18 protein-coding genes are annotated in these 16,375 nt (G+C 55.1%); 12 read left to right on the top strand and 6 right to left on the bottom strand.

The window, feature by feature from the left end:
- Positions 1–585: 585 nt before the first annotated feature.
- A complete protein-coding gene (locus tag ABID26_RS22285) occupies positions 586–945 on the top strand; it encodes a helix-turn-helix domain-containing protein (RefSeq protein WP_354416422.1) in 360 nt (119 codons plus the stop codon).
- 44 nt (positions 946–989) lie between these two features.
- On the opposite strand, the gene ABID26_RS22280 is transcribed toward ABID26_RS22285, so the two are convergent.
- The 6 genes from ABID26_RS22280 to ABID26_RS22255 all read right to left on the bottom strand — a co-directional run bounded on the left by ABID26_RS22280 (position 990) and on the right by ABID26_RS22255 (position 4,248).
- Positions 990–1,379, bottom strand: coding sequence for a hypothetical protein (locus ABID26_RS22280; protein WP_354416420.1), 390 nt, complete (start codon positions 1,377–1,379; stop codon positions 990–992).
- A gap of 190 nt (positions 1,380–1,569) precedes the next feature.
- Positions 1,570–1,938 (bottom strand): hypothetical protein, encoded by a 369-nt coding sequence (locus tag ABID26_RS22275; RefSeq protein ID WP_354416418.1) that lies wholly within the window; start codon positions 1,936–1,938, stop codon positions 1,570–1,572.
- A gap of 9 nt (positions 1,939–1,947) precedes the next feature.
- Positions 1,948–2,277: a hypothetical protein gene (locus tag ABID26_RS22270; RefSeq protein ID WP_354416417.1), complete on the bottom strand. Its 330-nt coding sequence runs from the start codon at positions 2,275–2,277 to the stop codon at positions 1,948–1,950.
- A 2-nt stretch (positions 2,278–2,279) separates the two neighbouring features.
- Complete coding sequence (locus tag ABID26_RS22265) at positions 2,280–2,798, bottom strand: thermonuclease family protein (RefSeq protein WP_354416415.1); 519 nt, start codon at positions 2,796–2,798, stop codon at positions 2,280–2,282.
- A 107-nt stretch (positions 2,799–2,905) separates the two neighbouring features.
- On the bottom strand, positions 2,906–3,550 hold the full coding sequence (locus tag ABID26_RS22260; protein ID WP_354416413.1) for a thermonuclease family protein: 645 nt from the start codon (positions 3,548–3,550) through the stop codon (positions 2,906–2,908).
- A gap of 17 nt (positions 3,551–3,567) precedes the next feature.
- Positions 3,568–4,248, bottom strand: coding sequence for a thermonuclease family protein (locus ABID26_RS22255; RefSeq protein WP_354416411.1), 681 nt, complete (start codon positions 4,246–4,248; stop codon positions 3,568–3,570).
- A 128-nt stretch (positions 4,249–4,376) separates the two neighbouring features.
- Here ABID26_RS22255 and ABID26_RS22250 point away from each other — a divergent pair, with 128 nt between their 5' ends.
- The 11 genes from ABID26_RS22250 (at position 4,377) to virB9 (ending at position 16,360) form a co-directional block, all read left to right on the top strand.
- Complete coding sequence (locus ABID26_RS22250; protein ID WP_354416409.1) at positions 4,377–4,823, top strand: hypothetical protein; 447 nt, start codon at positions 4,377–4,379, stop codon at positions 4,821–4,823.
- Between the two features lie 809 nt (positions 4,824–5,632).
- Positions 5,633–6,412, top strand: a complete 780-nt coding sequence (locus tag ABID26_RS22245) for a hypothetical protein (RefSeq protein WP_354416407.1) — start codon at positions 5,633–5,635, stop codon at positions 6,410–6,412.
- A 690-nt stretch (positions 6,413–7,102) separates the two neighbouring features.
- On the top strand, positions 7,103–8,173 hold the full coding sequence (locus ABID26_RS22240) for a lytic transglycosylase domain-containing protein (RefSeq protein ID WP_354416405.1): 1,071 nt from the start codon (positions 7,103–7,105) through the stop codon (positions 8,171–8,173).
- Positions 8,170–8,541 carry a TrbC/VirB2 family protein gene (locus ABID26_RS22235; RefSeq protein WP_354416403.1) on the top strand — a complete coding sequence of 124 codons (372 nt, stop codon included), beginning with the start codon at positions 8,170–8,172 and terminating at the stop codon, positions 8,539–8,541. The genes ABID26_RS22240 and ABID26_RS22235 overlap by 4 nt, the downstream gene beginning before the upstream one ends.
- Positions 8,542–8,544: 3 nt before the next feature.
- Positions 8,545–8,871: a VirB3 family type IV secretion system protein gene (locus tag ABID26_RS22230; RefSeq protein WP_354416401.1), complete on the top strand. Its 327-nt coding sequence runs from the start codon at positions 8,545–8,547 to the stop codon at positions 8,869–8,871.
- Positions 8,872–8,875: 4 nt separating this feature from the next.
- On the top strand, positions 8,876–11,380 hold the full coding sequence (locus tag ABID26_RS22225; protein ID WP_354416399.1) for a VirB4 family type IV secretion/conjugal transfer ATPase: 2,505 nt from the start codon (positions 8,876–8,878) through the stop codon (positions 11,378–11,380).
- A gap of 40 nt (positions 11,381–11,420) precedes the next feature.
- Positions 11,421–12,545, top strand: coding sequence for a lytic transglycosylase domain-containing protein (locus ABID26_RS22220; protein ID WP_354416397.1), 1,125 nt, complete (start codon positions 11,421–11,423; stop codon positions 12,543–12,545).
- Positions 12,546–12,568: 23 nt separating this feature from the next.
- Entirely contained in the window at positions 12,569–13,360 is a 792-nt protein-coding gene (locus ABID26_RS22215; RefSeq protein ID WP_354416395.1) for a conjugal transfer protein, read from the top strand.
- A gap of 222 nt (positions 13,361–13,582) precedes the next feature.
- Positions 13,583–14,668: a type IV secretion system protein gene (locus tag ABID26_RS22210; RefSeq protein ID WP_354416393.1), complete on the top strand. Its 1,086-nt coding sequence runs from the start codon at positions 13,583–13,585 to the stop codon at positions 14,666–14,668.
- 229 nt (positions 14,669–14,897) lie between these two features.
- Positions 14,898–15,527, top strand: coding sequence for a VirB8 family type IV secretion system protein (locus tag ABID26_RS22205; protein ID WP_354416391.1), 630 nt, complete (start codon positions 14,898–14,900; stop codon positions 15,525–15,527).
- 20 nt (positions 15,528–15,547) lie between these two features.
- Complete coding sequence (gene virB9, locus ABID26_RS22200; RefSeq protein WP_354416389.1) at positions 15,548–16,360, top strand: P-type conjugative transfer protein VirB9; 813 nt, start codon at positions 15,548–15,550, stop codon at positions 16,358–16,360.
- The last annotated feature ends 15 nt before the right edge of the window (positions 16,361–16,375 follow it).

The following is a 16,375-nucleotide window of genomic DNA, read 5'->3' as shown; positions in this document are numbered from 1 at the left end:
GACCACGAGAGCTGTCTTGGATGCCAGGAAGCGGCTTCTTTGGGACGTGGACTTCGCAGCCGCTCTCGCAACGGTGCCTCGTCGGCGGTGGCCTATCGTCCCGAGTGCGCGGCTGGCCCGGCGCCGCTGCTTCCACCCTCAGAACTCGAAATCTGACGGCGTCCTCGACCCGGTTGATCCAGCGTCTGATGGCAAACGTCAAAGATTCAACCTCTCTATCCATCTTTTCCCAGAATATTCAACAGTCCTAATAAGTTAGACGATATTTATCGGCATTGCGAAAAGCTGAGCCACTTCAATCAGCTAGGCGATCCCTCTCTTGAAGTCCGTGGCATTCGGAGTCTATGATATGAGCAGGGACTTAAACAGCAGCTCGCGGGGAACGAGCCGTTCAGAACTGGGACAAGCGCCTGACGGGAAGCGTCGGGCAATTTCAAATTGCATGTGGGGTAACAACAAAGTGGCGGCGAGGCATGCCACGACAGGACTGATGATTCCTCCAAAATTGGAGACAGAGACAGCTGTGCGAAATCATTCGTACGGGCCAAACAAAACAACCCGCGAGAAGGTGAAATAAGACAGTACATGCCTCGGTTTACCGGTAAGAACAAGGGCGACGAAACAACAATCAAAGACTTGACAGAACTGACGCACCAGGAACGACTCGTAATTGGCCTTGAAAGGATCAAGGCAGAGCGGGGCCTGAAGAACAAGGATCTCGCAGCGATGCTTGGCGTCACGGAAGGGTATATGTCACAGGTGATCCGCGGAAAGCGGGACGTCAAGTTGACGATGCTCGACAAGATGACAAGGCAATTTCGCGTCACGACCTCCGATCTGTTTAATGTCACCGAAGACGACCTCCGGCGGCCTCTGCTAGAAGAGAGTGGGCGTCGAAGATCAAAAAAAAAGATGACTGAACGTCGTCTTCCCGAATGCGCATGAACGAGCACTGCCCGGGGATTTTCCCGGGCAGGCTTCGTTAAAAATCAACGGTCGAGATTGAACCAGACGCGCTGTTTCGCGCCCTGATCGCCGGAAATATCGAAAAAATATGGATTTTTGCGCATCGGACGGGCAATGGAAACGACCTGAGTGCAGGTGTTGCCATGATCTCCGCCGCCGACCTGTCGATACTGCATGTCCCGATAGTTCAGCCCTGTTTGCAGCCCTTGTGGGTTGCGGCAAACATTGACCACCTTTTCGCACCGGTTGGCCACACCGTTGAAGCCGCCGCGACGATCGTTATTGTCGCTGGCCGGCGTGAATCCCTCCGGGCAGTTTTCGTATCGCTCAAAGCCAGGCTTGCCCGCCTTGCCTTCCTTGCAGATAGGCCAGTTGAAGCCGGGTTTAGCCATTTCGGAAATCAGCTTTGTCATCGGCGGAACGCAATAGGATACAGCGTGCCAAGATGGGTTTTGCGATGCAGCGCACAAAAGAACCTGGCAGCCCCACGAGGCGTCCTGCGCCTCAGCTGCCTCTGGTGCCCAAATTGTGCCGATTGCGATCAACGCAGCGGAAAACAAGCCACAGCATTGCATTTCCTCTCTCCTTGAAAATTGAAGGCTATTAGTTCGCGTACGCCCATGTGCCATTAATCTTTGCGAATGGAAGTGACTTAGGCATGGACCAGCCAGAGGGATCCGAGACTGTTCCGTTACAAACCACGCCAGGAATTATGGGATGCTTCTGGCATCCGGAAATCCGCATTGAACTCCCTTTGAACGTCGTTTTTTGAAGCGCCGCTGTGGCCTCATCGTCCGTGGGAACCTCAAGTTTCTCCGCCTCAGCCGCTTTCGTCTCAAGTTCGGTGATCTTCGCTTCGAGCTCGGTGACCTTTGTGCTCGTGGATATCCTATTGACCTGGTAGCCAGCTCCGAAACCGACAAGAGTTGCGATGGCAGCGGCGATACCTGCTGAAGCGTAAGGATTGGTCATGATGCTTCCTCAGTATCCTTCAATGCCAAGCCGCTTCAGAATGATGACGGGATTTTTTTCGCAATCCTTTTTCCAGTCGGGATGCTTGACGCATCCATAGGCATATTGGCTGAGGTCAGCTGACGACAGATCGGCAAGCTTGTTGCCAATCGCTTTCCATTGCTGAACCTCCTGGGGGTCGCAACCTGCTCCAGCGGCACCGCAGTAGTTGGGATCACGTTCTTCAATCTGCTTTTGCGTGGCGCCGTCCTGCGTTGCAGTCTGCGACATAGCAGGGACCGGAGTGACAAAGTGGAATAGAGCTTCGGCGGCAAGAGCATAGGCGAGACAACGGTTCATGTTTAGCCTCCGTTAGATTTTTTAGACGGGTCGCGGGCGTCAGGAGCGACCGGCGGCGGTAAGGGGAGGCCGGGTTCGAAAATGTCAGGTGCCTGTCCTCCCGGCTTTTTTTCCTGCGCAGTTACCGCAACAAAGAGCCACGGCGGAAGGAGATCCTGCGAAGACCAAACACCGAAGCCTAGGCCTCGAGCTTTCCTCTCAATGTCGAAATAGGCTGGGACCTGTGGCTCGTTCTTGTAATTGAAGGCGTAACCAATGCCTTCAGCGATTGCCGTTGCTGCCAAATTGGTTTCGCCAACGAAGCAATGAGCGATGAGATTTTTGTTGGCGTCCCGGGCGACCGGCGCACAGTTGACGTCCCGTTTAAGGGTGCGGAGGATCATCCATGCCTTGGCAACCTGCCCTGCTGGCCATTCGACGCCATCACTGACTGCAGTCTGTTCGAGACGAGGTGCCTCATACCCGGCAAGCCGGACAATCTGACTACGGTCCTTGAAGTCAAGTGTCGTACCGTCGATCACTTGCACTTTGCCGTAGATTTGACGTGGAACATCAGCCGGTCGGCTCTGCGCCCATGAAAGATTTGGGACGCCAGCAAGGACGGCGAGAGGTATGACTGATGGGCGTATCATTGTCCCTGCTGCGCCTGCTGTTGCTGCATCAGAACTGAGATGGGATGCGGCATGTCGGAATATGCCCAAAGACCCGTGCGCGCCGCTCGTGCGGTTTCTTCCGCCACGCGATAGCCAGGAACGATCAGCTGGCCCGCTCCGTCGACGGCGGCGAAACCCCATCCTTGGGCAATCATATAGGTGGCCAGGTCGTATGCTATCTCGCCGGTCGTAGTCTGGCAGACGACGACGGCGTTGTTCTCGTCGAGATCCTTGACAGTGGTGCAGACCGGCTTGGTATCGCGAATGAGAGCCTGGGCCATAATCAGATTGAGTTCCCCGCAATCCCGTACGACGCCAGCGGATAGGGTGACATTGGTTCCGCGGAGACAGGTTTGCAGTCCGTATAGGCGATATCGGCGACCGTTGGAGATCCACGTGTCGCCAGATTCGAACTGAGCGGTGGCCGGGAATGGAGTAAAATCTGCCTGCTGACGAGTTCCACTTTGCGTCGAGGCCGGTGGCGTCTGTTTTGGTGCCGCCTGTACCTGAACCACAGGAGGCACATTGAGCGGGGCTTTCGCTGATCTCTCAGCGATCACCTCCGGCATGAGGTACATGGCACCATAAAATCCGGAAAACGCTACAGTGGCAATAAACATATATAGTTTTGTCCGCATCAATTCGTTGAGGAATTTCTTCGATAACGTTCCCCATAAGGGTGCCTAAAATAAGCGTTGTCCCAAATCCCGGCTTTCGCCTGACGTGCCTCGTCTTCGGCTCTCGCATACTCAGGGAAAATGGGTTTTCCGCTGCGATCGCGTGCGGCAAAAGCAATCCCTTTCTTGATAAGGACCTCCGAAAGAGAGCGAACGGTATCATCCTGGGTGAAAAAGCACTCGGCAAAGCGGACGGTCGGACTTCCCGGATTTTGCCCCACGAAATGACACGGAAACGCATCGCCTGCGTCGGCCTTGGCCTGATCAAGGCTGGAGGCGAGCCCTGCCAGAGAGACAGTCACACATGACACTCGATTGCCCATGAATTGGACCAGCTCGGTTGAAAGGCAGCCCTGAGCGCCCGCCAATTTGATGACCGCACTATTGGAATCGAGAAACGCGTTGCCGGTGAGAGCGCTCAGGGGTTTGACTGTTTCCAGCTTGAGCTTTGTGGCGATGGACGACGTGTTCAGTGCGACTTGTGGCCCAGGGATGAGATCCCGGCCTTGCGCATAGGCGTTCTGATAGTAGGAGACGAATTTGGAGACGGCATCGTCCTGCGCGATGGCTGGCGGGATTGCGAAGCCGCTGACAAGCGCCAGATAACAGAGGCGGCCTGGCCGCCCGAGAGTGTAGCCCATGATCCCAATCGTCAGGTGTCGACTGCGGCGAAAAGTGCACGAAATTATACTGCAGTGCAAGTGTCGGAACTTCTACCATCGTGATATTTTGGGCTGAGTGCTCTCAAAAAACGAAGGAGAACAGCGAAATGCCCACCTTAAATGAGGCGATCCGTCTTCTGATTTTGCCGTTCCGGATCGCCTGGATAAGCCTCAAGGTTGCCTGGGCGCTGATCGGCTGTGTGCTCTGCCTTTGGCTCGGAGCATTTCTCGCCTATTGGATTGGTCTGACCCTCGCCTACATGTTCCTGCCGGAAGCATGGACTCAAGCTATGTGGGCGTGGTCTTCAGGCTTCTATCATGACCATTTATGGTTCAGAGTTGCAACGATCGCGCCTTTCACTTTTCTCGTGGCATTGCCCTTTGCCTATTTGAAGGATGAACGCACGCCAGAACAACGGACGAAGGAGATGGAACAGCGTCGGAAGCAAAATGACGATTTGATTGCAGCGCGCCAGCAAGAGCAATTACGGGAGGAACAACAGGCAGCACAGGAATTGAGCCGGCTTCAGGCGCAGAACAGCCTATTTGGATAATTGTTTCAGATAGATTGTGAGAGCTTAGCCGATCAATCCTGCAAGGCATTAGTCATGGCGACGCTCGGAAGCGCCATCCAACATCTAAACGGTCAAGTCGCCGCGTAATCGCGGGCGACTTTTTTTGCGAGGCCGATCTAGATAGTACGAGTTATGCCGACAGCGACCACGCTTCGTGTCGCAGCAGCCGATCCCCTCTCATTGGGCCTCAACATCGGGCGGGAAAGTAGGGATTGCCTCATAGGCCAGAACCGCCACGAAGCGGACCCATCGATAACAGGCTTCCCATCACGATATGCGTCCAGAGGCTGATAGAGGACTATGTCAGGAACCGCGGCTCCAGCACAATTGTGACGACCAGCGCGCATAGGAAAGCAACCAGCCTTGGATAGATAGAACGTGTTCGCAGCCAAACTGCTTCGCCAAACCGGCTTATCGCTGATTTTGAAAAGTTTGCCGCTTGAGTTTTGGATTATACGCCAGTAGAAACTTACACTGCAGTGATATTTTTTGGCCAAGCGGTTTTGATAGCGCGGGACGACAGACATTCACAAGGATATGAAGCCGAAGATGGCCCGGGGCAATCTGGCAGATCAGCGCTCAGGGCGTTGTGCCAGAGATTCTGGAGGCGGCAAGTGCTTGGTTGAATGTCAGCAAGGGGATTTCCGCCGGTTGTTGTCATGCGTGAACGGCTGTTGACGTGTCGGTTCCACTCGTCAGGCGGAATGACGAGAGGCGCGCTGAGCGTTTATCCGGAGCGAGAGGACAGCGGGCCTAAGGCGAGCGATCAGCTCAGCGGGGACGGATCTGTGGCAAAGCATGAACGGTCATTACTGACGAACGAGTGGTACGTAGTCCCGGTCTCGGTCGATTGCGCCGGTTGTGGAGCGCAGACGCGTTCAGCCGGGATCATCGTCGGTCCAACCGGTTTGACCAATGCCGCTGATTTCGACCTGGACAGCGATGTCTTCCAAAAGCCGTGGGAGCAGTTGGAGGCCTTCGGTCTGATCGAGAGGCTAGGAGGGCGGACAGAGAATGTCGAACGTTTTGTGGCAAATCGCTATCACAGCGCTTTCTCGATGCAGGATGATGGGCTGAAGGCTGTGTGCGAGCATTGCAGTGACAGCCTCCCGAGCGAGCTCATTCGGCTAGCTGCAATGGACAGTTTCGTTCGCCTGGGACAGCGGCGGCTCCTGAAAAATGAGGGGCTGATGATCTTCTCGTCCAATGTGGTGCTGACGCAGTTTCACGGCGGTACGTGGATACAGGAAAGTGGGATCGAGGACGGCGGCTATGCGCTCCTGTTGTTATGCGATGCCGAGGATGGAAATGGCCGCACGGGCGTGATCGAAATCTGGCACAGCGTCGAGCGTAACGACTATGCCATGGTTTTAAAGGGGCACGGCGATCGTGAGATGCTGCGGCGAGGCTTCAGCGATGATCTCGGGCAGCTCGTCGGCGATGTGACCGCGCTAGGACTTGTTCTTACACAATTGCATCTTGCTCAAGCTGACTCACCATATTGTGATGTCGCCAGAAGTCTATTTCTTGGGGCGTTGAGCCGTGCAGGATATCAATTAGCTGAATAGGGAGTGATATTTCATTGATTACTAAATTGACATTTATTGGCGGAATCGGAGTAGCACTGGCTTTGACGGCGTGTGCGGGTAGAGTGCAACATATGCGACCGGTGCCAGCGGCACCGTACACCTATCTCCGATTGAATTCTTGCAAGGCCTACGACAGCAACATCGTTGAATGCCAGCTGGAACATGGGAGTGGATACGGTTGGGAACGGCTGGGGCCCGTCCAACAAAATTCAAGACCTTATGTGGCCGGCCGGGCCGATTATCCGTACCAGGTTTCCTCATGCCTGCCCATGCAGCGGGTTCAGAACCAGTTGCCGATTTATTTGTGCGAAATCCATGGCATAAGATCGGGAGCGAATGCGGGTTCCGTGTTCATTAAAGGAGGCACCGCCGTAAGTCTCTCTAAGGTCCTTGGTGATCATGAGCAGCTTCGCTATCGGTGGAAACGCGACGTCTGGTCACGGGTACGTGGCTGATTTTATTAGACGATTTAAAATTAGAGGTTGATCGCTCTAAGCGCTGGAAAGCCAAGGGAAGGGTTGATTTTTGGCTTGGAATGCGATTCAAAATATTCTACTACGGTGAAAGAACTCACAGTTGCGCAGTCGATGGAGCCGCATCTTGTTAGTGCATGGAGAAGGTTGGAGGAAGGGGTCTTCGCGGAGCGTTAAGCTCGCCGCAGGGACCTCTATGTTTGTCCTGACAAGCTTCGGCGCAGTTTCAAATGTTGCCGATTCCGCAATAGCAGCTCGTCGTGACGATGGAGCCATTCAGTCAGTGATGACGCTGGCCGACCGCCCCGTGAACGTGAAGGTTTCACCGGAGAAGACGACATTCAGCTCTCTCGTGAAAGTTGCGCTGACGGCCAAGACGGCCCCCCCGCCACTTGAAAAAGAACGGTTCAATGAGCGGTTTGGTGAGAGCCGGGGTGGCTTCGATATAGTTGACAATACTTTTCCCGCTAATCCTGATCCGGCAAGGGAAAATCCGATCGTTGTCGCTTATTCGCCTGAAGCAGAGATTGGGCTGCGTGATCAGTCGGTTCGCTCATCGATGGACGTGTTTTCATATGGTGCGGTGCAGGATGCCGAAGCCTTCGCTCCGACCGGGGCCATAGCGTCATCAACGGAACCAAGGCCGGACCTGCTCAGCGGCGTTCCTGGCGAATACGCAAAACTGGTGACGTTAATCGCCGCAGAAGAAGGCGTCGATCCAAACCTGATGCTGTCGATCATGAAGGCAGAGAACGCCGGGTTCGACCCGCAAGCCGTAAGCCCTGCTGGTGCGATTGGGTTGATGCAGGTCATGCCCACGGTAGGGCATGCTTTTGGGGCGATAGATCTCACGGATCCGGCGCAAAACATTCGAGCAGGCGCGCGGTTTCTTCGCGTGCTCGTCGACAAGTACAAAAATCCTGTGCTGATCGCCTCGGCGTATAACGCAGGCGAACCGCGGGTAGACGTTCGCCGCTCTCTGCCATTGATCCGGGAAACTGCCGACTACGTAACGCGCGTGGTTGGCCTTTATACGAACACGAATTCAACCGGCGAAGTTTTCATGATCGGCAGGAGTGTCGGCACTGCGCCGGCGGCGCGGAAAGCGAGTGGTCGATCGGGTCGAGCTGATCGGGCGAAGTCGGCCATGCTCGTCTTTTCCATTGGAAGCACGGCGGATGCGAGCGGCCGTGTGGAACAGGAGAGTGGGCAGGTCCCCATCAGCGGCCCTGTGAAGATCAGAAAGGAAGAGGAGGCGCTTCAATGAATATGTTCGCGGGGACGCTACAGGCGCTTGCCGTACATGGCCGGTCGGCCTGGTACTCGACAAGAGGCCGCAAATGGATGGTTCACGGCGCGATGCTCGCCGTATCCACTATGATCCTGCTGATTAGTCAACACGAACCGGCCGCGGCGCAGAACCTTGATGCTCTGCAGCAAGCGGCGGATCGTCTCGTGCAGTTCTTTACGGGCCGGTTCGGCCGTTCGGTTGGCGCCATCGCGTTCATTGGTATGTTCCTGGCTGCAGCGTTCGGCTACTGGTCGTGGGGTGCTCTTCTTCGTGTTGCTGGCTGCCTTGCAGGCATGTTCGCTGCTGCTGAACTAGTCGATTTCCTGGCCGGCGGCGGAAATTGATCCATGTCGGCTGGAAGCACCAGCCATGGCGGGGAAGACGAATATATCGAATCTTACCCCGTCATACTGGCCTTGACCCGACCGCCAACAGTGATGGGCATTCCCTACACTTACTTTCTTGCGGAATGTTTCATCTCTCTGATGCTTTTTATGGTCCTTGGTTCCATTCTTTGGTTCCCGATTTCTTTCGTTGTCTGCCACAGTATCTTGTATGTGCTGACGGTGAAGCTCGATCTTTGGTTTTTTGACATCGTGGGGTGTCTCAGCAAGTGCGGAGTGAACCCGCTGGGCCGCAAGCTTGGAGGCGGGGTTCGGACGTACGGGGTTTGATCGAATGAATACGATGGCGCGTTCCTTGAAGGGATCCTTGACAAAAGGTTGGGAGATTTTTGCCGACAAGAGCATCTCCAGCCACGTTCCCTTCTACGTGCCAACGGAGAACGGCATCATTCGGCTGAAAAATGACTGCCTCGTCAGCACGCTCCGACTGAACGGTTTTTCCTTTGAGACCGCGGACATCGAAACAATCAACATGCTTCAGCGGCAACGCAATTCGGCGTTCCGCGCGATCTCGTCGATCGGAAATTTCTCATTCTACACACATGTCATTCGGCACAAGGTGGCGCCATCGTTGCCATCGAATTTTGCCGATCCTTTCATGCGAAAGATGGACGACGTCTATCAGGCGAACATTTCGAAGAACGAAATGTTCGTGAACGACACCTATGTGTCGCTTGTCGTTCGGCCCTTCTTCAAGAAGGGATCTGCGCTCTCGCGCATTATGGGTATCGGCGGAAATGTTGTCCGCAAAGAGCAGTTTCGCGTTATGCGCGACAAGCTCGTCGAGGCGACCAGGGCGCTGGAAAAGTCCTTGGAGGCCTATGGGCCGAAAGTGCTGCGCGACGTGCAACGCGTCGAGGTCGATCTTGGCAACGGCAAGCGGATTTATCGCGATATCTCCGAGGATATGGTCCTCGAAGAGGATGCGCGGAAGGTGTGGTTCTCGGAGCAGTGCGAGTTCCTCTACACGCTGCTGAACGGGGGACGTGTACGGCCTATCCGACTGGGCAACATTCCAATTGACGTGTTGCTGCCAGCGCGGCGAACTTCGATCGGCAATCGCATTATTCATCTGCAGGGCGACACGACCGACGAAGACCGCTTTGCAGCCATGGTCTCGCTTAAGGAGTACCCTCCGGAGACCGGCGCGGGCATGCTCGATTACGTTTTGAAACTCCCCTTTGAGATGGTCGTTACGCAGTCGATGTCTTTCATCGACGACATTGCCGCCCGCAGCCGGATCGAGCGTTTGGATCGGCAACTCTCCAAAGCGGACGAGGGTGGCTCGAGTGTACAGGGGAACCTCGACATTGCCCGCGATGAACTGGCGCGAAAGCGCGTGGCTTTTGCTGAGCATCATCTGACAGTTATGCCGATCGGGAAGAACACCATGCAGCTGGACGATGCTGTGGCCCTTGTCGGCAACGAATTGGGCGCCCTTGGCGCATCATATGTGCGTGAGGATCTGAATGCTGAGCCTGCCTATTGGGCGCAATTGCCCGGCAATCAGGCCTATATCGCGCGTCGGGCGTTAATTTCTACGCTGAATTTTGCTGGATTGAGCAGCTTCCACGCCTACCCCTACGGCAAGCCGGACGGGAATCATTGGGGGCCGGCAATTACCATTTTTGAAACGACGTCAGGGACGCCGTTCTTCTTCAACTTCCACCAGGGCGACGTCGGGCATACGACCGTTTTTGGCCCGACCGGTTCCGGTAAGACCGTGATCATGGCCTTCATGATCCTGCAAGCCTATCGCGTCAGTCCGCGGCTCAAGACCGTTGTGTTCGACAAGGATCGTGGTCTCGACATCATGGTCCGGGCGGCTGGCGGAACGTATATGACGCTGGAGCCGGGTGAACCGTCGGGTTGGAATCCGCTCCTTCTCGAGGATACGGAAGAGAACCGCGTGTTCCTCTACCGCCTGCTGAGCTTCATGCTCAGGCCGGCCAAGGAAGGCGAGAACCTGACGCCCCAGGAAGAGGCCATCATCCGCAATGCGATCAAGTCTGTCCTGAAAACCAAGGATAAATCGTATCGGCGTCTTTCGTCGTTGCGTGCGTTGCTGGCTGGCAGCGAGCGCACTGAAGGCAGCCTCATCGCCCGGCTGGACAAGTGGGTCGATCAAGGCCCGTATGCCTGGCTCTTCGACAATGCCGAAGACAATCTGGACGTTACGAAGCCGATGATCGGTTTCGATATGACATCGATCCTCGACGATCCGACTGTTCGCACGGCGGCGCTTCTGTACATGTTCCACCGGCTGGATGGCATTTACGACGGCAAATCGCCAATCATCAATCTGATGGACGAGGCGTGGAAGCTGCTCGACGACGACGAATTCAAGCGCACCATGAAGGATTACTTCAAGACCATTCGTAAGCGTAACGGCCTTGTGATTTTCGGAACGCAGTCAGCTGACGACGTGGTGCAATCGAGTGTAAGCCGAACCATCATCGAGCAGACCTCCACCAACATTTTCTTCGCCAATCCCAAGGCTGATGAAAACTCCTACATGGACCACTTCGGTCTTTCACAGGCCGAATTCGATTGGGTGAAGAACGGCGATCCGAAGTCGCGTTTCATGCTGATCAAGCATGCGAAGGACAGCGTCATCGCCCGCGTGGATATGTCCCATATGCCGCAATTCATCAAGGTTCTGTCGGGTCGTGAAGAAACCGTACGCGAGGCTGAGATGCTTCGCGACGAGCATGGCGAGGATCCGAAGAACTGGCTCTCGAAATTCTGTGACTGGAACCGTGGAGAAGGGGATGATTAGAGCAATGTCCCCCGGGAAGCCCTTGTCGGCAGCCGTGGCAATGGCAATCGCACTGTCGTCCTCGGCCGCACTGGCGCAGATCCCGGTTATTGACGGGGCACGCGTGAACATCCAGACGCAGACGATGGGTTGGTATACGACCTATGAAGCTGAAACCAGGAAGGTGAAAGGGGCAACAGGCGGAACGACTGACAGTGTTGCGCCGGGGCAGGGATCGGGGTCGCCGCTGGATTGCTCCGCCGAAGGGATGTCGGGAGGCACTGCCCAGGCGCCAGCGTCGAAACAAACACATAGCCAGCAAGAAATCGCCAACATGGTCCGAGAGGAGGCGATCCGGCAGGGCGTCGATCCGAATTTCGCAATGGCCATTGCCGAGCAGGAATCCCGATTTCGGCAGTCCGCACGATCCGGTGTTGGCGCTGTTGGCGTCATGCAGCTTATGCCTGGCACAGCAGGAGAGTTGGAGGTCAATCCGTACGATACCCGGGATAACATCCGGGGCGGTGTGAAATACATCAAAAAGCTGCAAGGCATGTTCGGCGATCGCTATGATCTCGTGGCCGCAGGCTACAACGCCGGCCCATACCGGCAGTCGCTCGCCAATGGCCAAGTTCCGCAGATTCCGGAGACGCAAGATTATGTGAAGAAGGTCTCTGGCTATTACAATCGTAACAAATCGCAGAATGGCGATCAGACGCCTGCGAACACGCCACCGCCGGAAACGGTCGGCTACAATCAAGGATGCGGCGAGCAACTGAAGAAGGCCCTTGATCGCAATACCGAAGCTCAGCTTGAGCGGGCCAAGGTGTGGAACGAAATCGTTGGGAAATCGGCAGCCTCTAACCAACAATATCTTCAGCGTTTGCAGGCTGGCCTGATGGCTGCGTCGGCGGGATTGCGATCAAGTGGCGCGGGCAATGACAAGGGATTTGGTGATGGATCGCTGGTGATGGCGCAGGTCCAGTGTCCACCGTCAGTTTTCAATACGGGAGGGACGGCCTGCTATGCCGTCCCATCGACCGCGTCGACGAAAGACATTCAAGGTTGGTTGTCGAGCCTGCAGGAGCAAGCGCGCTTGAAGGGGCAATTGGCGACGTTCTCAGCAATGGAGGATCCTGCGTTGGGCCTCATAACAGTGGTCGATAATAGACCGATCGCCCAGTAAAAGTTGGAAAAAAGGATAGGCAAATGAAGAAGCTCATCATAGCGGGCGCATTGAGCGTTCTGGCGATGTCGTCGGCATATGCACAGGTCCCTGTTACAGACGCTGCAAACATCAAGATCAACCAGGAGATCCAGCGTCTGTCGGCGCAGATCCAACAAGATACTTCTGTCGTCAAGGACAACACGACGAAGACCCTGCAGGCAATTACCGGTGATCGTAGCCAAGACGCCGGCCAGTTTGCTTCGCTCGCAACCGGCAATGGGTTCAGCATGGGCCAGGCGCCGGGTTTCGACAGCATCCTGTCGGGCAATTCAGCTGTCTTCGGTGGGATCGGTGGGCAGTTTCAGAATGCCGCCGCGAAGCTCATCAATGGGCTGAATCTGGTGAAGATGGTCACCGACAGCGTCAATGGGGGAAACCTGTCAGGGGCCAATCAAGCCTATTCGCAGGGGATTAGCGCACTCACAACGATGACTGCCTTAACGGATGCGATGAATGCTGCGTCGAAGGATCGTCAGAATTCATTCCAGCAGGCTACACAGCAGATCGGAACGGCAAAAGACCTCAAAGGTGCGCTCGAGCAGAACACGCAAATGGTGCTGCAGGGCAATCAGACCGCCAATGAAGCAGTCGGTTCGTTGAACAACCAAGTGATGCTCCTTAACCAGCAGTACAAGGCCGGGCTGGCAACGTCGTCTCAGAATATGAGGGTCTTTGCACCTCTACCCGAGAGCGTTATCCGGAGCGGAGGTAAACAGCCGGAGGGGTCATCTGTACGCGATCAACTGAAGGCTTTCGAGGATCAGAGTCAGTGAAATTGGTTGTAGTAGCAATCGTTGCCTGCTCAGTCCTCAGTGGTTGTGCAGGCAACAGAAAATATGAGCTGTTGGCGAAATGCTCTGATGACGAAAACCCAGCCCCTGCTTTGGGCTATGGTCAGGACCGCAGTGGCATCAGTGCCAGGGCCATGTCGACAGAGTTTGTGAAAGAGGATTGTGGTCCCATGAGGCCGGCGAATCCATTTTAGGGGGAGGCCGATGGACGCGGTCAGCTATGCAGTCAATTTTTATGGCGACGCGCTAAGCTATTTCGATAAGATCAATGTCGCGTCTTTGGAACGCGCGTGGGGACTCTTTGCTGAGCACGGTCACTTGATCTCAGCGATCCTGGCATTGTTTTTAATTCTGTATTTTTTGTGGGGAGCCCTGGGTTTTTCCAGCGTGACCTTACAGGACATGGCTGTTACCGGGTTCAAGATTACTCTTGCCTATGCGCTCATTATGTCTTGGGCTCTTTTTTATGATAATATCGCACAGTTTGTTTTGAACTCGCCGCAGGAGTTGGGAGCGGCAATATCGTCCGCCATGGGCGGCGATGTAGCAGGCGAGAATTTGGCGAAGCAAGTCGCCAGTATGTGCCTGAAGATTTACAACTTCACAATGACGTTATTCAAGTCATTCGAGTCCGGAATCATGCCAAATGTGACAGGCTCGGTTATTGTCTTCATTGTGTTCTGCTTCGGCCTGTTGCCCATGCTCCTGATACTGACAGGAGTGACCCTCTTTGCGAAGATGATTACGGCCATAATGCTCGCAGTCGGCCCGATTGCTATCCTTTCCTATTTTTTTCGGATCACGAATTTTGTCTTTGGCGCTTGGGTAAGGGGGATCGCCTACGGGATGTTTATGCTCCTGTTCACGTACATCATGGCAGGGCTGGCTTTTGGCTTCCTTGCCGGAATGATGGAGACCGTGAATGATAGCATGGCAACTCAGGAGAACGCACTCGCGATCGCCATCGCCATCGTTCTCTATCTTGCTATTATTTCATATTTCATTCTGCAGGTGCCCGACTTCGCTAAATCCTTTGCATTCGGTGCGGCGATGCAAGGAGTATCCGGGGGCGGGTATGTGCCGGAAATCTCTCAAGGTATTCAGCACAGACTTTCACGGGGCAACAGAGCTGCACAGACCGCAGGGGCGGCGCTTGCCATGGCCGGTGGACCGAAAGGGGCACTTTTGGCAACGATGGCTACGGGTGGTGCTATTGGCCAAGGCGTCGGCGCTGGCGCCGGTGCGTTAGGGCGCATGTTGACGAAAAGACGGCGTAGCGGCGGCGGCTAACTGCTGCGGTTGCCATTGGGCATCAAAAATCCCTTTTCTTACACTGGAGTATAATCCAGGATGCATGTGATTGATTCACACGCGATAAAGTTTGCGTCGAGTTTAGAACCTATGAGGTTGGCAGGTGGCATTTCCTAAAACGCGACATTTAGAAGGGCCAAGCAGTCAGGTACCAGGTCCGCAAGAGACATATAAGCAGCATCTTTCATGGGGCGAAAAGAACAGGTCCTTGAGGACGCTGATCGGATTGATCTTGTTGTTCTTCGCTATCGCTGGATGGGCTGTCGCGGGCATCTTGTCCTTCTCTGTGGCGCAGTTGTTTCCACTGGTGCGTACCGAGGTTGTCCCTTTGATAGTGGACAAGCATACCGGCTACATGGAGACGGTGACGACGCTTGAGAAGGATCGGACGAACGTCGCCGAAATGCAGGCGGTTCGCGCCGCTTTCGTGGGTAATTATGTCATTCGTCGCGAGACCTACGATCCACGCTATCTCTCCGACAATTTCGACATGATCGCGGTTTGGTCCGAACCGGACTCGAAGGCCTTTAAGGACTACGAGGACTCGATGAACCCGTCGAATCCGCTGGGGCCGGTCAAGACACTTGGATCAACCGGCGAAATTCGCCCGCTAATCCTTTCGGTCAATCCCCTTAACGCGACCACTATGTCAGTGCGCTTCGAGACAAGGGAACGGCAACGCGGTGGCGAGGTGGTGAACAGATGGTCTGCGACCGTGCGGTACAAGCAGATCAACTTGCCGGCAAGCAATAGGGTGCGGCTCTTCAACCCGCTCGGCTTTGTCGTGACCGAGTATGTGAAGGTGCCGGAAAATATGCCGACCGGGTTGGTTCAATGACGAGATCTACGGCTATCCTCTTGAGCCTGCTTCTAACGACGACAATGGCCCACGCAGAACTGGTTGCACGGGCTGGCCGTTTTGATCCGCGCGTGCGGACATTGCCCTATTCGTCGGAACAAGTCTTTTTGGTGACGGGAACCTACGGGATGGTGACGACCATTCTGTTCGGTGCCGATGAGGAAATCACGCAGGTCGTCGCGGGCGACACAGTGTCATGGCAGATTCTCACATCTGCCGATCGGCGGTCGCTGACCTTGAAGCCAATGGAGAAGGATGCGCCGACGAACTTGTCGGTCGTGACGACGAAACGGACCTACTCCTTCGATCTCCGCGTCAATGACAGCCGCTCGATGCAAAATCAGACCTATAAGCTGCGCTTCACTTATCCAGAGGACGCGGGCTTGAAGGGCACGGCAGAGCTGTGGAAGCAGGCCCAGGACGCTCAAAAAAATCCTAATATCAAGAACATCCGCCGGGACAAGGTCAACTACGACTATGGTTTCAAGGGTGATGATTCAGCCAAGCCTTTGTGGGTGTTTGACGACGGGCTGAAAACCTTCATGAAGTTCACCCGTGACACACCTGCGATTTTCATCGTTGACCGGAAGCGGCGGGAAAGTCTCGTCAATTATCGCCGGGAAGAGGACTATATCGTGATTGATACGGTCTCCCGGCAATGGACACTGCGCTACGGCACGGAGGAGGAGACGTGCCTCTTCAATTTAAGAACCGCTCCGGCCGATGCGCCAGCGCCGATCGAGGGCGTAGTCGGCCCGAAGAGAATAGGTTCGGGCCGAGCCCGTAACAGCCTCATCCAATCCGAAAATTGATCAAGGTAAGGGCGA

The organism is Mesorhizobium shonense, from assembly GCF_040545255.1.
Taxonomy (GTDB): Bacteria; Pseudomonadota; Alphaproteobacteria; order Rhizobiales; family Rhizobiaceae; genus Mesorhizobium; species Mesorhizobium shonense.
Note: the sequence above shows the minus strand (reverse complement) of the source record. Positions and strands in the feature narration are given on the sequence as shown.

What these genes read in the sequence shown, in the direction of transcription:
- ABID26_RS22230 (WP_354416401.1), top strand. Translation starts at nt 8,545, where the DNA reads ATGTCGGCTGGAAGCACCAGCCATGGCGGGGAAGACGAATATATCGAA.
- ABID26_RS22255 (WP_354416411.1), bottom strand. Translation starts at nt 4,248, where the DNA reads ATGGGCTACACTCTCGGGCGGCCAGGCCGCCTCTGTTATCTGGCGCTT.
- ABID26_RS22235 (WP_354416403.1), top strand. Translation starts at nt 8,170, where the DNA reads ATGAATATGTTCGCGGGGACGCTACAGGCGCTTGCCGTACATGGCCGG.
- ABID26_RS22285 (WP_354416422.1), top strand. Translation starts at nt 586, where the DNA reads ATGCCTCGGTTTACCGGTAAGAACAAGGGCGACGAAACAACAATCAAA.
- ABID26_RS22275 (WP_354416418.1), bottom strand. Translation starts at nt 1,938, where the DNA reads ATGACCAATCCTTACGCTTCAGCAGGTATCGCCGCTGCCATCGCAACT.
- ABID26_RS22270 (WP_354416417.1), bottom strand. Translation starts at nt 2,277, where the DNA reads ATGAACCGTTGTCTCGCCTATGCTCTTGCCGCCGAAGCTCTATTCCAC.
- ABID26_RS22225 (WP_354416399.1), top strand. Translation starts at nt 8,876, where the DNA reads ATGAATACGATGGCGCGTTCCTTGAAGGGATCCTTGACAAAAGGTTGG.
- ABID26_RS22260 (WP_354416413.1), bottom strand. Translation starts at nt 3,550, where the DNA reads ATGTTTATTGCCACTGTAGCGTTTTCCGGATTTTATGGTGCCATGTAC.
- ABID26_RS22210 (WP_354416393.1), top strand. Translation starts at nt 13,583, where the DNA reads ATGGACGCGGTCAGCTATGCAGTCAATTTTTATGGCGACGCGCTAAGC.
- ABID26_RS22280 (WP_354416420.1), bottom strand. Translation starts at nt 1,379, where the DNA reads ATGACAAAGCTGATTTCCGAAATGGCTAAACCCGGCTTCAACTGGCCT.
- ABID26_RS22240 (WP_354416405.1), top strand. Translation starts at nt 7,103, where the DNA reads ATGTTTGTCCTGACAAGCTTCGGCGCAGTTTCAAATGTTGCCGATTCC.
- ABID26_RS22215 (WP_354416395.1), top strand. Translation starts at nt 12,569, where the DNA reads ATGAAGAAGCTCATCATAGCGGGCGCATTGAGCGTTCTGGCGATGTCG.
- ABID26_RS22220 (WP_354416397.1), top strand. Translation starts at nt 11,421, where the DNA reads ATGGCAATCGCACTGTCGTCCTCGGCCGCACTGGCGCAGATCCCGGTT.
- ABID26_RS22250 (WP_354416409.1), top strand. Translation starts at nt 4,377, where the DNA reads ATGCCCACCTTAAATGAGGCGATCCGTCTTCTGATTTTGCCGTTCCGG.